10 protein-coding genes are annotated in these 15011 nt (G+C 72.9%); 8 read left to right on the forward strand and 2 right to left on the reverse strand.

Going from position 1 to position 15011, the window contains the following annotated elements:
* Nucleotides 1–119: 119 nt before the first annotated feature.
* Nucleotides 120–1568 (reverse strand): N-acetylglucosamine/diacetylchitobiose ABC transporter substrate-binding protein, encoded by a 1449-nt coding sequence (gene ngcE / locus ACFW1I_RS25150; RefSeq protein ID WP_384673899.1) that lies wholly within the window; start codon nt 1566–1568, stop codon nt 120–122.
* Between the two features lie 518 nt (nt 1569–2086).
* Here ngcE and ACFW1I_RS25155 point away from each other — a divergent pair.
* The gene (locus ACFW1I_RS25155; RefSeq protein ID WP_384673902.1) at nt 2087–3034 is read left to right on the forward strand and encodes an FG-GAP repeat domain-containing protein; all 948 of its coding nucleotides are present in this window, start codon (nt 2087–2089) and stop codon (nt 3032–3034) included.
* Between the two features lie 96 nt (nt 3035–3130).
* On the opposite strand, the gene acnA is transcribed toward ACFW1I_RS25155, so the two are convergent.
* The gene (gene acnA / locus ACFW1I_RS25160; RefSeq protein ID WP_384673904.1) at nt 3131–5845 is read right to left on the reverse strand and encodes an aconitate hydratase AcnA; all 2715 of its coding nucleotides are present in this window, start codon (nt 5843–5845) and stop codon (nt 3131–3133) included.
* A 269-nt stretch (nt 5846–6114) separates the two neighbouring features.
* On the opposite strand from acnA, the gene ACFW1I_RS25165 reads away from it, so the two are divergent.
* The 7 genes from ACFW1I_RS25165 (at nt 6115) to ACFW1I_RS25195 (ending at nt 14983) form a co-directional block, all read left to right on the forward strand.
* Nucleotides 6115–7254, forward strand: a complete 1140-nt coding sequence (locus ACFW1I_RS25165; RefSeq protein WP_384673907.1) for a hypothetical protein — start codon at nt 6115–6117, stop codon at nt 7252–7254.
* A gap of 76 nt (nt 7255–7330) precedes the next feature.
* Nucleotides 7331–7687, forward strand: coding sequence for a VOC family protein (locus ACFW1I_RS25170; RefSeq protein WP_384673910.1), 357 nt, complete (start codon nt 7331–7333; stop codon nt 7685–7687).
* Between the two features lie 96 nt (nt 7688–7783).
* Complete coding sequence (locus tag ACFW1I_RS25175; RefSeq protein ID WP_384673913.1) at nt 7784–9313, forward strand: helix-turn-helix domain-containing protein; 1530 nt, start codon at nt 7784–7786, stop codon at nt 9311–9313.
* Nucleotides 9314–9498: 185 nt separating this feature from the next.
* Nucleotides 9499–11415 carry a hypothetical protein gene (locus ACFW1I_RS25180; RefSeq protein ID WP_384673916.1) on the forward strand — a complete coding sequence of 639 codons (1917 nt, stop codon included), beginning with the start codon at nt 9499–9501 and terminating at the stop codon, nt 11413–11415.
* Complete coding sequence (locus ACFW1I_RS25185) at nt 11412–11699, forward strand: hypothetical protein (protein WP_384673918.1); 288 nt, start codon at nt 11412–11414, stop codon at nt 11697–11699. The genes ACFW1I_RS25180 and ACFW1I_RS25185 overlap by 4 nt, the downstream gene beginning before the upstream one ends.
* Entirely contained in the window at nt 11696–12361 is a 666-nt protein-coding gene (locus tag ACFW1I_RS25190; RefSeq protein WP_384673921.1) for a nucleotide exchange factor GrpE, read from the forward strand. Before ACFW1I_RS25185 ends, ACFW1I_RS25190 begins: the two co-directional genes overlap by 4 nt.
* A gap of 117 nt (nt 12362–12478) precedes the next feature.
* Nucleotides 12479–14983, forward strand: a complete 2505-nt coding sequence (locus ACFW1I_RS25195) for an Hsp70 family protein (RefSeq protein WP_384673923.1) — start codon at nt 12479–12481, stop codon at nt 14981–14983.
* The last annotated feature ends 28 nt before the right edge of the window (nt 14984–15011 follow it).

Here is a 15011-nt window from a genome sequence, read left to right on the forward strand (position 1 = left end):
AACCGTTTCCGTCGTGTGCAACAACACCCCCCCCCCCCCCCCCGGGTCGGGGGGGGCGCGGGGCCCCCGCGGGGCGGGGGCCCCCCCCCGGGGGGGGGGCGGGGCCCCCGCCACGGCTGTCACTGGTGCTTGTAGTGCTTGATGTTCGGGTCCTTGGCCGCCTCGTCGGCGAACTTCTGGATCTTCTTGATCGTCTCGGCCGGGGTGGCGCGGCCGGCCATCATCTCGCCGATGCCGGCGACGCCGATCTTCTCCTTCTGGAGCGCCACGTACCAGTCCTGGAGGCGGGGGTTGACCACGTTGGTGCCGGCCTTCTCCAGCGCCGCGACACCGGACTTGAGGCCCGGGGACAGCTCGATGCCGTCGGTGCCGCCGTTGAGCGCGCTGAGCGACTTCACGGACTGGGTGAAGTTCTTGGAGGACGCCTCGCTGAGCATGATGCGCAGCTGCTCCATCGCGCCCTCGGGGTTCTTCGCCTTCGCCGGGACGATGAAGGGCTCGCCGCCGGCCGCCCACAGGGTGCCGAACGGCAGCTTGTCGGAGGAGTCCAGACCGGTCGGCGCGGAGACCGCGAGGCCGAAGTCGGCCGGCATGGTCTTCGCGGCCTCGTTCTCGACCCAGGAGCCGTTCGGGATGAACAGCGCCTTGCCCTCGGTCCAGGCGGTCTGCGACTGGATGTGGTCGAGGCCGGGGGTGCCCTGGAGGATGTAGCCCTTGCGCTGGAGCTCGTAGTAGGCCTCGAAACACGCCTTGACCGCGGGGTGCTCCCACGCCTTCGGCTCCAGGTTGTCGATCGCGTCGAGGACCTCGCGGCCGCCGACCTTGCCGATCATCGGGTAGAGCGAGAAGGGGATGTAGTACGGGTGCTTGCCCGCGTACGTCCAGGGCGCGATGCCCTTCTTCTTGGCCTTCTCGCAGAGGGCCAGCATCTCGTCCCAGGTCTCGGGGTACTTGGCCTCCAGCGAGTCCAGCGCCTTCTGCGAGTACCACACGCCGTAGACGGTGTAGGCGTAGTTGATCATCCAGCAGGGCTCGCCGTCGAACTGGCCCATCTCGACGATGCCGGGGCGCAGGGTGTCGCGGACCTTCTTCGACGGGTCGTCGACGGAGGGCGCGTCGAGCAGCGGGGTCAGGTCGGTGAGCTGCTTCTGGCCGACGAGGACGCCCATGTCCATCTGCTCGGCGCCGGAGTTGTCGATGAGGTCCGGCGGGGTGCCGCCGTTGAACCGCGGCTGGAGCTCCGTGGTGATCTTCTGGGTCGGGGTGAACTTCACCTTCGACTGGGGGTGCGCCTGCTCGTAGAGCTTGATCGCGTCCTTGGCGTACTGCTGCCCGAAACCGCCGTCGAAAAGGACGAAATCGAGCTCGGCCGACTCATTGACCCCGAGCGGGTTCTTGTCGGACTTGACGCCCTTCTCGACCTTGTCGTTGGTCTTTCCGCCGCCGCTGGCGCAGGCGGAAAGGAAGCCCATGGCCGGGACGGAGACCAGACCGAGAGCGGCGGAACGCTTGATCAGATCACGACGGCCGAGGCCGCCCTCGTTCGAGTGGGCGGAGGTGGATCCCATGCTCAAGTCCTCGCCTTCATTCAGGACTCAGGCGGTGTACCGGTCGCCCGTACTTCGTCTCGCCAACGGGCGAAGGGCCCCGCCACCGCGGTCATTTGCAGCTGGGTCGTGCAGGCGTCGGGCCGTCGCCGGAGGCTTCCGACGGGCTGGACGCCGACAGGTATAGTCCACTTCCCTCGACCGGAGCAAGATCGAAAGCAGCATTCGTCAGGCATCTTTCCCGAGTTGAGACCTCGGGGATTTCCCGGCGCCCTCCGGCGGAAGCCTGCCCCGCCGAGGCGGAGCGCATCCCTCCGGAGCACCTTCACAAGATGAATGGTCCAATCGAAATCCGGCGAAGTGGACGCGCTCCGAGAGAAGTTGCCGGATGGCTGGAACCGGAGGGGCGCGGGCGCCGTCTTCCTGTCATGTACGGACTCGCTGCCGGGTGGGCGGAAACGGGGGAAATCCCGCCGAACCAGGCCGAGTTCGGTGGCCGTCCGTACTGTCCTGTTCTCGATATGGATCTGGAGATCTACGTGGCCAAGACTTCTGGCCTGAACCGCACGGGCGTGCTCGCCCGTGTCACGGTCGCCGCGCTGACCGCCGCCCTGGTGGGCACCACGACGGCCGCCGTCGCCGCGGAGCCGGGCCCGACGGCCAAGCCCGCGCAGCAGGCGGACGTCGCGTCCTCCGGCAACGCCACCGCGGCCGCCTCGACCGCCGCGGCCTCGGGCGCGGCGCTCAACAACCTGTACGGCTGGCACACCAACGGCGACATCATCGGCTACACCCCCGTCGGCGGCGGCGCCATCCAGCGGATGGCCGGTCTGCAGGGCTGGGACTGGGTGGGCTACAAGAACTTCACCCAGGCCGACATCGACGGCCAGGTCGAGGAGAACGGCTGGCACCACGCCGACGGCTGGTACGCCGTGAACCGTTACGGCCGACTGCACTTCGCCGGCGGCGGCCCGGTCCGCGACCTCGGTGGCGGCTGGAACATCTACAACCGTGTCGTCTCGGCCGGCAACACCGGCGGCGGCGCCCCGGACGACGTCCTGGCCCGCGACAGCTACGGCGTGCTGTGGCACTACCTGGGCAACGGCAACGCGTCGCTGACCCAGCGCTACCGCGTCGGCTCCGGCTGGAACGCGTACACCCAGATCGCGGGCAAGGGCGATGTGACCGGTGACGGTCGCGCCGACCTCGTCGCCCGGGACCGCAACGGCGTCCTGTGGCTCTACAAGGGCACCGGCAACTACCGGACCCCGTTCACCACCCGGACCCGGGTCGGCAGCGGGTGGAACACGTACAACCACATCTTCTCCCCCGGCGACCTGGACGGCGACCGCCGTGCGGACCTGGTGGCCCGGGACGGCGCCGGCGCGCTGTGGCTGTACAAGGCGAAGGGCAGCACCACCAGCCCGTACGCCGGCCGGATCAAGATCGGCACCTCCGGCTGGAACGGCTTCGGCGCGATGTTCTGACCGGTCCGGTGAACACGGAAGGGCCCCGCTCCTCGTCACGAGGAGCGGGGCCCTTCCCGCTTGCTACCGGATCAGCGGGGTCAGCCGCGACTGTGCTTATCCGCGAATGAGGTTGCGGAGCACGTACTGCATGATGCCGCCGTTGCGGTAGTAGTCCGCCTCGCCGGGGGTGTCGATGCGGACGACCGCGTCGAACTCGACACCGGTGTCGGTGGTGACCTTCACCGTGCTCGGGGTGGTGCCCTCGTTCAGCTCGGTGATGCCGGTGATGGAGAAGGTCTCCTCGCCGGTCAGGCCCAGCGAGTCGGCCGACTGGCCGGCCGGGAACTGGAGCGGGAGGACGCCCATGCCGATGAGGTTCGAGCGGTGGATGCGCTCGTACGACTCGGTGATGACGGCCTTGACGCCGAGGAGCGCGGTGCCCTTGGCGGCCCAGTCGCGGGACGAGCCGGAGCCGTACTCCTTGCCGCCCAGGATGACCAGCGGGGTGCCGGCGGCCTGGTAGTTCTGCGAGGCGTCGTAGATGAAGGAGACCGGGCCGCCCTCCTGCGTGAAGTCACGCGTGAAGCCGCCCTCGGTGCCCGGCGCGATCTGGTTGCGCAGGCGGATGTTGGCGAAGGTGCCGCGGATCATGACCTCGTGGTTGCCTCGGCGCGAGCCGTAGGAGTTGAAGTCACGACGCTCCACACCGTGCTCGGTGAGGTACTTGCCGGCCGGGGTGTCGGCCTTGATGGCGCCGGCCGGGGAGATGTGGTCGGTGGTGACCGAGTCGCCGAGCTTCGCGAGCACGCGGGCGCCCGTGATGTCGGTGACCGGGGTGGTCTCCATCGTCATGCCCTCGAAGTACGGGGGCTTGCGGACGTAGGTGGACTCGGCGTCCCACTCGAAGGTGTTGCCGGTCGGGATCGACAGCGCCTGCCACTGGGCGTCGCCGGCGAAGACGTCCTGGTAGGACTTGGCGAACATGTCCTCGCCGATCGCGTTGGCGACGACGTCGTTCACCTCGGCCTCGGAGGGCCAGATGTCCTTGAGGAAGACCGGGTTGCCCTCGGTGTCGACACCCAGCGCGTCCTTGGTGATGTCCACCTTCATGGAGCCCGCGATGGCGTACGCGACGACCAGCGGCGGGGAGGCCAGGTAGTTCATCTTGACGTCGGGGTTGATGCGACCCTCGAAGTTGCGGTTGCCCGAGAGCACCGAGGTCACGGCCAGGTCGTGGTCGTTGACCGCCTTGGAGACCTCCTCCGGCAGCGGGCCGGAGTTGCCGATGCAGGTGGTGCAGCCGTAGCCGACGAGGTTGAAGCCGACCTTGTCGAGGTACGGGGTGAGACCGGCCTTGTCGAAGTAGTCGGTGACGACCTTCGAGCCCGGGGCGAGGGTGGTCTTGACCCACGGCTTGCGGGTCAGGCCCTTCTCCACGGCCTTCTTCGCGACGAGCGCGGCGGCGACCATGACGTACGGGTTCGACGTGTTGGTGCAGGAGGTGATGGCCGCGACCGTCACCGCACCGTGGTCGAGGGTGTAGGTCGAGCCGTCGGGGGCGGTGACCTCGACCGGGTTCGACGGGACCGTGCTGGAGACGGCCGGGGCGTCGGAGGCCGGGAAGGACTCCTTGCCCGCCTCGTCGACCGAGTCGACGTAGTTGCGCACGTCCTGGGCGAACTGCGCGGCGGCGTTCGCGAGGATGATGCGGTCCTGCGGGCGCTTCGGGCCGGCGATGGACGGGACGACCGTGGAGAGGTCGAGCTCCAGCTTCTCGGAGAAGTCCGGCTCGGCCTTCGGGTCCAGCCAGAGGCCCTGCTCCTTGGCGTACGCCTCGACGAGCGCGACCTGCTGCTCGGAGCGGCCGGTGAGCTTGAGGTAGTTCAGGGTCTCGTCGTCGATCGGGAAGACCGCGGCGGTGGAGCCGAACTCGGGCGACATGTTGCCGATGGTGGCGCGGTTCGCGAGCGAGGTGGCGGCGACGCCCTCACCGTAGAACTCGACGAACTTGCCGACGACGCCGTGCTTGCGCAGCATCTCGGTGATGGTGAGCACCAGGTCGGTGGCGGTGGTGCCGGTGGGCAGCTCGCCGGTCAGCTTGAAGCCGACGACGCGCGGGATGAGCATGGAGACCGGCTGGCCGAGCATGGCGGCCTCGGCCTCGATGCCGCCGACGCCCCAGCCGAGCACACCGAGGCCGTTGACCATGGTGGTGTGGGAGTCGGTGCCGACGAGGGTGTCGGGGTACGCCTGGCCGTTGCGGACCATGACCGTTCGGGCCAGGTGCTCGATGTTCACCTGGTGGACGATGCCGGTGCCCGGGGGGACGACCTTGAAGTCGTCGAAGGCGGTCTGGCCCCAGCGCAGGAACTGGTAGCGCTCCTTGTTGCGGCCGTACTCCAGCTCGACGTTCTGCGCGAACGCGTCGTTGGTGCCGAACTTGTCGGCGATGACGGAGTGGTCGATGACCATCTCGGCCGGGGAGAGCGGGTTGATCTTCGCCGGGTCGCCGCCGAGCGCCGCGACGGCCTCGCGCATGGTGGCGAGGTCGACGACACAGGGGACACCGGTGAAGTCCTGCATGATCACGCGCGCCGGCGTGAACTGGATCTCCTGGTTCGGCTGGGCCTGCGAGTCCCAGTTGCCGAGGGCCCGGATGTGGTCGGCGGTGATGTTCGCGCCGTCCTCGGTGCGGAGCAGGTTCTCCAGGAGGACCTTCAGGCTGTAAGGGAGGCGCGCGGAGCCCTCGACCTTGTCCAGCTTGAAGATCTCGTACGACTCGTCGCCCACGCGCAGCGTGCTGCGGGCGTCGAAGCTGTTCGCCGACACGACAGTCTCCTTCATCAATGTGCGCGTACTACCGTCATGCTGCCGCCACGGCTCCTCGCCGATCCGCTAAGGTAAGGCTAAGTTAGGTAACCCTTACCGATCAGGCGGCAACGGTGCGCCGTAAGCAGTTATCTCGATGTCGAGATAACTCTAGTGCATCCCCGCCCGTCGGTCATGCCTGGGCACCCCCCGATCTCGCGTGGCGCCCGTCGACGCCGCCGGTCGGCGGGGCTTCCGGCGGGCACGGCCCCGCGCCTACGATCACGCGGGTGACCGAGGGCATGGCGGGGGCCGTCCGGAGACTCTTCCGGGGGCGCGGCGGACGCGACGACGAGCTGGTCCGGGTGGACGCGGAGATCACCGCGTTCGGGGAGGCGCTCGCCGGGCACCCGTTCGTCCCCGACCACCAGGCGCACGCCCCCGCCCTGCTCGCCGACTACCAGCGGGCGCTGGACGCGTACGAGCGGGCCAAGGGGGACTTCGTCGGCGACCGGACGCTGCGCGACGCCGCCGACGTGCTGCGCGCCCTCGACGCCGGGCGGCACGCACTGGCCTGCGTGGACGCCGCCCTCGCCGGCCGGCCGCGCCCGCACCGCCTCCCCCTCTGCTTCTTCGACCCGCGCCACGGGCGGGCCGCCGAGGAGGTCCGCTGGGCACCCGTCGGCGGCGCGGCCCGGACGATCGCGGTGTGCGCGGCCGACGCCGTGCGCCTGGGCGAGGGGCGGCCCCCGATCGAGAGCGGCCTGAGGGCCCCGGAGCCGGCCCCGGAACCGCGCCCCCGGAGCCGTGCGCTCACGCCTCCGCCCGCTCCCGAGGTGCCGTCCGGCGACGCGTACGCGACCTGGCCCGCGCACACCGGGGAGCGGGCGCGGTGGGAGAGCCGGGGCCGGAAGGGGGTCCAGCTGCGCCGCGCCGATCCGCGCGAGCCCGCGCTGCTGGTGGTGCACCTGGAGCGGGCCGAGGGGTCCTGGGTCGAACTGACCGGGCCGCGCGGCGACGGGCCGGACCGGCAGCCCCTCCCGCACGCCACCCGGCTGACCCGGGCGGTGGTGCCGGTCCCCGCCGACGGGCGGGAGACGATCCATCTGGAGATGCACACCGACAAGGGCTGGCGGATCTGGCTGCACCCAGCGGACGCGGTCCCGCTCCTGGACGGCGAGCTCGCGTCGGCCGGCTCGTACGTGGTGCGCCACCCCGGCGGCCGGGAACCGCTGCGGATCACCCAGCACGACGGCGCGGCCTTCGCGCTGCGGGCCCTGCGCCCGGACCTCCGGCCCGGGGCGCTGCTGTGCGAGGGGACGGGCGCGTTCACCGCGGAGGCCGTCACCCCGCGGAAGCCCTGCCTGCTGCACGTCCGCTCGCGCGGCTCCTGGACGCTCACCCCGACGGGGGTGTCCGAGCGGCGGTGACCGGCTGCGGTCGGCGGCCACCCGTCCGGCGGCGCGCGCGTTGCCGGGGGGGCGGGGCCGGGCCGAGGATCGGGGCATGTTCAGCGGCGCGCACGTGATTCTGTACACCCGGGACGCGGAGGCCGACCGGGCGTTCCTCCGGGACGTCGTCGGCTTCCCGCACGTGGACGCGGGGCGGGGCTGGCTGGTCTTCCGGCTGCCTCCCGCCGAGATCGCGGTCCATCCGGCCGACGACGGGCCGAAGCACGAGGTCTATCTGATGTGCGAGGACCTCACCCGTACCCTCACCGCCCTGGAGGACAAGGGCGCGGAGATCTCACGGGCCATCAGCGACCAGGGGTGGGGGCTGCTCGCGGCGGTCCGGCTGCCGAGCGGGACGGAGCTCCCGCTGTACGAGCCGCGACACCCCACGGCGCTGGACCTTCCGGCGTAGCCCGAACCGGGCATATAGCCTCATACCTAACGAGATGTCACCCGACTGCCGCACCCCGATGATCGCCGCATCTCATATTTGAGATAACGTGACGGCATGGCAGACGACTACCTCGTACGCATCGGCAAGCTCATCCGTGACGCCCGGCAGCACCGTGGCTGGACCCAGACGCAGCTCGCCGAGGCCCTGGCCACCAGCCAGAGCGCGGTCAACCGGATCGAGCGCGGCAACCAGAACATCAGCCTTGAGATGATCGCCCGCATCGGCGAGGCGCTCGACAGCGAGATCGTGTCCCTGGGCTACGCCGGCCCGATGCACCTCCGCGTCGTCGGCCGCCGCCGGCTCTCCGGCTCCATCGACGTCAAGACCAGCAAGAACGCCTGCGTCGCCCTGCTCTGCGCCACCCTCCTCAACAAGGGCCGCACCGTGCTGCGCCGGGTCGCCCGCATCGAGGAGGTCTTCCGCCTCCTCGAAGTGCTGAACTCCATCGGCGTGCGCACCCGCTGGATCAACGACGGCGTGGACCTGGAGATCGTGCCGCCGGCCGAGCTGGACATGGAGTCCATCGACGCCGAGGCCGCCATCCGCACCCGCTCCATCATCATGTTCCTCGGCCCGCTGCTGCACCGCATGGACCGCTTCAAGCTGCCGTACGCCGGCGGCTGCGACCTCGGTACGCGCACGATCGAGCCGCACATGATCGCGCTGCGCCGCTTCGGCCTGGACGTCACGGCCACCGAGGGCCTGTACCACGCGCAGGTGGAGAAGGCGGTGGCCCCGGGCCGCCCGATCGTCCTGACCGAGCGCGGCGACACCGTGACCGAGAACGCGCTGCTGGCCGCCGCCCGCCACGACGGCGTGACGGTCATCCGCAACGCCTCCTCCAACTACATGGTCCAGGACCTGTGCTTCTTCCTGGAGGCGCTCGGCGTCCGCGTCGACGGCGTCGGCAGCACCACGCTCACCGTGCACGGCATCCCGGAGATCGACGTGGACGTCGACTACTCCCCCTCCGAGGACCCGGTCGAGGCGATGAGCCTGCTCGCCGCCGCCGTCGTCACCGAGTCCGAGCTGACGATCCGCCGGGTGCCGATCGAGTTCCTGGAGATCGAGCTCGCGGTCCTGGAGGAGATGGGCCTCGACCACGACCGCTCGGCCGAGTACGCCGCCGACAACGGCCGCACCCGCCTGGTCGACCTGACGGTCCGCCCCTCCAAGCTGGAGGCGCCGATCGACAAGATCCACCCGATGCCCTTCCCGGGCCTCAACATCGACAACGTCCCCTTCTTCGCGGCGATCGCGGCCACCGCCCAGGGCCAGACCCTCATCCACGACTGGGTCTACGACAACCGCGCCATCTACCTCACCGACCTCAACCGCCTCGGCGGCCGCCTCCAGCTCCTCGACCCCCACCGCGTCCTGGTCGAGGGCCCCACCCGCTGGCGCGCCGCCGAGATGATGTGCCCGCCCGCCCTCCGCCCCGCCGTCGTCGTCCTCCTCGCCATGATGGCCGCCGAGGGCACCTCGGTCCTGCGGAACGTGTACGTCATCAACCGCGGCTACGAGGACCTGGCCGAGCGGCTGAACTCGATCGGCGCGCAGATCGAGATCTTCCGGGACATCTGACGCCGGGGCCCCCGACGCCCGGTGGGCCGCCGTCGCGGCGGCGCACCGGGCGTCCGGTCCCCCTCCAAGTCGAAATCGCGCCAAGGTCGACCGCCCCGCCGGGCGTGCGTTGACCTCGCCAACACGCCTCCCTACGGTGGTTGTTGCTGCGTCGGGGGCGGAGCGAGGGGGGCACGAGCTTGCGCGTGGACACGACCGGTGGGGCCGATCCGTCCGTCACGGCCGCATCCCTGCTGGACGCCGCCGTACATGCCTTTCTGCGCGCCGAGTTCGACATCGTGCGGCCGCTTCTCCACCGGCTCCGGAGCGAGTTCGGCGCGCCCGAGGGCGACCCCGCCGCGGTGCGGTACGACGTGCTGCTCGGCGCGCTCGCCGCGCGGGCCGGCAACTGGCCGGAAGCGGTCAGGCGCTGCCCCGACGCCCCCTACGGGGCGGAGACCGGGATCGTCCACGCCCTCGCCGTGAGCGCCCTGCGCGAACTGGCCCGGGAGGGACGGCACACCGACGCCGGCGTCGCGGCGGTCGTGATCGTGCTGTGGGCGTACCTCCTGGAGGAGGAGGACCTGGGCGGCTTCCGCGCGCTGCTCCAGGAGCGGCGGGGCGCACCCGTGCCCGACGACCTCTGGGAGCAGGCCCTGCGGCAGCTCCGCGGACGCGTCGCCGACCTGCTGCGCGCCCACGACGTCCGGGCCGGGCGGGACGCGCTCGCCGCCTGGCACACGGCCTGGGAGGCCGAGTGCCAGATCGGCGCGGTCTTCCTCGCCGACGTGCCCACGGACGCGGGGCCCCACGCCCTGGTCCCCGTCGAGGAGGCCGCCCGGCAACTCGCCCACCACGGACGCGGGGACGACCTCCTCGCGGCCTACGCCGCCCGCCACCCCGATCCCGGCACCTGGACCGGGGAGGCCCCCGAACACCGGGCGTCCGCGCCCTTCCTGCGCAGGGCCCTGGTGGACCGGGGCCGGAACCACGTGCGGGCCGGCGCGTGGGACGAGGCGCTCGCCGACCTCGGCGCGGCGGTACGGCTCGGGCACGCCCTCGGCGGCGACGAGCGGGCCGACGTCCTGCGCGCGGGGAAGAACGTCGGGCGCAGCCGCACCGGGCGCGACAACGCCCCCCTCGTACGGATCGACGGGCTCGAACAGGCCCTCGCCCTGCTGCCGGGGGACGAGGAGCTGGCCGCCGAACTCACCGCCGAGCTGGTGCGGCAGGGCGAGCGGACCGCCGCCACCGACCCCCGGGAGAGCCGGCGGCGGTACGCGCGCGCCCTGGCCGTGACACCGGGTCACCCCGCCGCCCTCGCGGGCCTCGACGAGCAGCTGCGGGCGGACCTGGAGAAGGCGCTGCGGGGGACGTACACGGGGGACGGCATCCCGGCCGACGAGGTGCGGGGGCTGCTCGGCCGCCATCCGGGCCACGCGCCGGCCCGGCGGTGGCTGGAGAACCACTACACCGAGCACGCCGTGGCCGCCGCGGTCGGCGGACGCCTCGACGAGGCCCGGGGCGCCGTCCTCGCGCTGCTCCGCCACGGGGACCCGGCCGGCGCGTACGACCCGGAGCTCGTCGACGACCGGCTCGCGGCCCTCCTGGTCGTCGCGGCCACGCGCACCGGCGCCGTCCCCCTCGCCGGCCAGGAGGACGCCGCCGCCCTGGAACGCCGGGTCGTCCTGGAGGTCGCGGCCGCCCGGCATCGCGGAGTCCTCCTCGTCCGCCGCGCCGAACTGGAGCGCCGGGTCGAGCTGTTGTGCGCGGCGGCGGCGATCCCCGGGCCGGACCGGGGCGACGTCGCCGGGATGGCCGACGGGGCGCTCCTCCACCTCGCCCTGCACCTCCAGGCCGACTCGGCCTGGACGGACGTCATCGGGCTGTTCCTCCGGGGCCGGATCCGCACGGGCGCCGACCCCGCCCTCGACCGGGCCGTGCAGATCGCCTACCTGCGCCGGGCCCGGGCCCGCGAGCAGGCCGGCGACACCGACGGGGCCCGGAACGACCGCGCCTGCGCGGAAGGCGTCCGCGCCGGGGTGCCCGCGCGGGCTCCCCTCTTCCGCCGGGAGCGCCCCTTCCCCCGCACCTCCGACTCCGGACAGGACACCCTCTGGTGAACACCGGCGGCGACACCCCGCAGACCTCCCCCGGCCCCGACCCGCTCCCCTGGTTCGGCCCCACGCTCCACGAGCTCCTGCCCGACGCCCCGCCCGGCACCCGGCCCGTGGACCTCCGCAGGCGGGCGGCCCCGGAGCTGTCCGCCGCGGCGGCCCGCAAGGATCCGGCACGGCACGCCCTGGTCCACCGGGCCAACCAGAACTCCCGCACACCCGTCGCCGCGCTCGTCGCCGAGATGCTCACCCCGCCGCTGCCGCACCACGACCCCGAGGAGCGCCCATGACCGGCCCCGATCCCGTCCCCGCCGGAGCCGACGGACCGCCGTCCGAACTGGACAAGCTGCGCCGCCGGGTCGCCGCGCTGTCCGAGAAGCGCGACGAGGCCGAGGCCCGGCTGCACGCCCTGCTGGGCGCGCTGCTGTCGCTGGACGACGTGCTCGCCGACACGCGCCTGCGGGCCGGGGTGCTGCACGAGGCGCGGTCCGCCCGCGAGACCGCCTCGGCGGCGCTCGCGCTGGGGGAGCAGATCGGCGCGGCCCACCTGATGCTGCGCGCCGAGTTCGAGCGGCACGACGTCAGCCCGATGGACGTCGTGGGCCGGGCCGTCGACCCCGCGGAGATGCGGGTCGTCGGGACGGAGCCGCACCCGGACCATCCGGGCGGGACCGTGCTGCGGGAGACGGTCACCGGCTTCCGGCGGGGTCCCGTCACCCTGCGGGCGGCGCAGGTGGTCGTGTCGGTGCCGGGGCCCGCGCCGGAGCCGGAGCCCGCGGCCGACCCCGCACCGGAATCCCGGCCCGCGGCCGACCCCGCACCGGAATCCGGGCCGGCGGCCGATCCCGTACGCGCCCAGCCGCGGCGCACCACCCGCGCGCAGCGGCGGCTGCTCCGCAAGCCGTCGGTGCGCCGGACGCGCCGCCCCCGCCGGCCCCGCCGCACCGACTGACCCTCCCGTCCCCGCCCCTCACGTCCCCGTCCCCTCCGTCCCCTCCGTACCGACCCGCCCGCGCCGCCGCCACCCCCCGCCTCCGCCGGACTCACGACGATCAGGAAGCGCCCCTTCATGCACCGGACCCTCGGCATCGATCTCGGCACCACCAACTCCGTCACGGCCTGGATGCGCGACGGTGTCCCCGTCGTCCTGCGCAACCGGGACGGCGGCCAGGCGACCCCGTCGGCCGTCGGGGTGGACCCGCTCGGCAGCCTGCTCGTCGGGCGGGAGGCCCTCAACTGGCGCTCCGCGCAGCCCGGTTCCGTGATCACGGAGGTCAAGCGGCTGATCGGGCGGCGCTGGCACGACGACCTCGTCCAGAAGGCGCTGGCGACGCGTCCCGCCGACGCCCCGCCGGTCCGGGAGAGCCCCGACGGTACGGTGCAGGTCCGGCTGGGCACGCACTGGCTCTCCCCCGTGCAGGTCTCCGCCGTCCTGCTGCGCCGGCTCCGGAAGGACGCCGAGGACGCGGCGGGGGTGCCGTTCCGGCGGGCGGTGATCACCGTGCCGGCGTACTTCGCGGAGCCGCAGATCGCCGCGGTGCGCGAGGCGGGACGGCTGGCCGGGTTCCACGTGGCGCGGGTCGTGCAGGAACCGACGGCCGCCGCGCACGCCTTCGGGGTCAGGACGGGCGAGGACGGGCTCAAGGAGTACGCCACCGTGCTCGTCTTCGACCTGGGCGGCGGCACCTTCGACGTGTCGCTCCTGACCATCGGCCCCGGCCACTTCTCGGTGGCCGGGCTCGGCGGCGACAACCTGCTCGGCGGCGCCGACTTCGACGCGGTGCTCGACGGCTACCTGCGGGACCGGTTCGGCGGCCGGGAACCCGACGGGGAGGGCGACGCCTTCCGGATCCGGAACGCCGCCGAGCGGGCGAAGATCGAGCTGTCCGGGCAGGACACCTCCGAGGTGGTCCTCTCCCCGCTCGGACGCCAGGGCGGTTCCTGGGCGGGGACGGTGCGGCGCGCCGAGTTCGAGCAGCTCGTCACCGGCCATCTGCGCAGGATGCGGGAGACGGTCGAGCAGGTGCTGACCGAGTACAGCGCGACGCCCGAGGACGTCCAGCGGGTCCTGCTGGTCGGCGGTTCCACCCTCGTCCCGGCCGTCCGGCGCGGCCTCCAGGACCTGTTCGGCGCGGACACGGTGTCGGACGCGGTGGACCCCATGACGGCGGTCGCCCACGGCGCCGCCGTGGAGGCCGGGCTCCTCGACACCCTCGACTGCCCGTCGGAGACCTGCACCGGCGAGCGGATCCCCGTCGACTCCGACGCCTGCCCGGACTGCGCCACCCCGCTGCTCGGCCCGGCCACCGTCGACTGCCCGGGCTGTCACGTGCCCGCCCCCGAGTCCACCGCCACCTGCCCCGTCTGCGCCGCGGACCTGTCCGGGCTGCGCGCCGCCGCCCCCGCCGTCGCGCTCGTCGCCTGCCCGGCCTGCGGCCGCGACGACAACCCGGCCACCGCGGCCGTGTGCGGCGACTGCGACACCCCGCTGGACACCGGCGGCCTGAAGTGCCCCGGCTGCGACATGATCAACGCCCCCGGCCTGAGCGCCTGCTCGAACTGCGGCAGCGACTTCGGCACCGCGCTCGCCGAACAGGTCACGGCCCAGCCCATCGGCATGGAGCTGCGGGACGGCACCCTGAAGGTGCTCTTCCCCGGGGGCACCCCGTACCCGACCGAATGGCAGCGGGTGGACGACCTGGAGATCCGCGGCGACAACGGCACCGCCGTGCGGTTCAACCTGTGGGAGGGCCGCCACCTGCGCTCCGCGCAGCGCAACGACTTCTGCGGCGGCTTCCTCCACGAGCAGCCCGGAGGGCTCCGGGGCGACCTGCCGCTCACCCTGTACGTCCGGCTGGACGCCGACCGGACCATCGCCCTGAAGTACCGCATCGGCTCCGGCGACGAGCACGGCGCCCGGCTCCGGCGCAGCGTGGTCTCCGCGTCCGTCGGCCGGAAGGCGGCCACCCTCCGGGCCGGCTACGCCTCGTTCCTGGACACCTGGAAGCAGGAACTCACGCACGCCGAGCGGGACGCGCTCACCGAGATCACCGACGACCTCGCGGCCCTGGGCCGCGGCGAGCCCGTGAGCCGGTCCCTCGACGGCTTCCTCGACACCGCCCGCGACACCCTGGACCTGTGCACCCGGGCCCGGAGTGCCCAGGTGGGGGCGTGGATCATCTCCCGGGGCGGCCAGGGCCTGCTGCCGCCGGAGCTCCTGGAGGAGCTGCGGAAGGCGGGCGAGGCCGTCAAGGACGCGCGGGAGACGATGGGCCTCGTCGCGATGCGGACGGCGACGGAACGGGTGGAGACCCTGTGGCCGGGCATCGACCCGACGGTCCGCACCGCGCTCTACGCGATCCGCTTCGCCGAGCAGGACTCCTATCCCGCCACCCTGCGCACCGAGGTGCTCGCCGCCCGGGACGCCCTGCGCAGCGCCATGGCCGGCGGCGACCGGGACGCGCAGGACACCCAGCTCGTCCGGCTGGGCCGGCTCGGCGAGCAGGGCCGCGGGCAGTTCGCCGAGGACCGCGACCTCGCGGCCCCGACCAGCGTCCTGCCGTCGCAGCGGTGAGCGACCCGGCCGGCGGGGACCCCGGGCG

Source organism: Streptomyces sp. NPDC058955, assembly GCF_042741435.1.
Taxonomy (GTDB): Bacteria; Actinomycetota; Actinomycetes; order Streptomycetales; family Streptomycetaceae; genus Streptomyces.